The following is a 531-nucleotide window of genomic DNA, read 5'->3' as shown; positions in this document are numbered from 1 at the left end:
ACCGCCGCGCCTGCAAAACTCCCCTTCCTTCCACTATGTGCACTCCGATCAATGGCGCTACGACAGACCCTTCAACGAAATCTGCGCCGTCAACGACGAAGAGCATCACATGGCCAGCGGTCATACCATAGACAAACAAGCCCTGGCGGTTCGTAATGGCTGGCTGCCTTGCTATCCGCAATTCAACCAGAGCAACGAGACGGTAGTGAAAGAAGCCCTTGAAAAAGGCGCCACACAAGACGATGAAATCATCAAGCGTGTTGTCGAGAGATTGAAAGATCGCTCTCTGCGCTTCTCTATGGAAGATCCCAACAATCCTCAGTCTTATCCGCGCGTCTGGTACATATGGCGGGGTAACGCCATCATGTCCTCCGCCAAGGGACATGAATACTTCCTCAAGCACTACCTGGGCACCCACCACAATCACATTTCGGAAGAGGTGGCCGGCCAGTTCACCAAGGAAGTCGTCTGGCATGACAAGGTCGAAACCGGCAAGATGGACCTGATTGTCGACCTGAACTTCCGCATGGA

The 531-nt window shown here is 53.5% G+C and carries 1 protein-coding gene; it reads left to right on the top strand.

From position 1 onward, the window contains the following. Positions 1-531 (top strand): molybdopterin-dependent oxidoreductase (locus JNK74_30125; GenBank protein MBL7650427.1); only part of this gene is annotated, 531 nt, incomplete at both ends.

The sequence above is a fragment of the Candidatus Hydrogenedentota bacterium genome (genome assembly GCA_016791475.1).
Taxonomy (GTDB): domain Bacteria; phylum Hydrogenedentota; class Hydrogenedentia; order Hydrogenedentales; family JAEUWI01; genus JAEUWI01.
The sequence above is the reverse complement of the archived record's forward strand: the minus strand, read 5'-3'. Positions and strand labels throughout refer to the sequence as shown.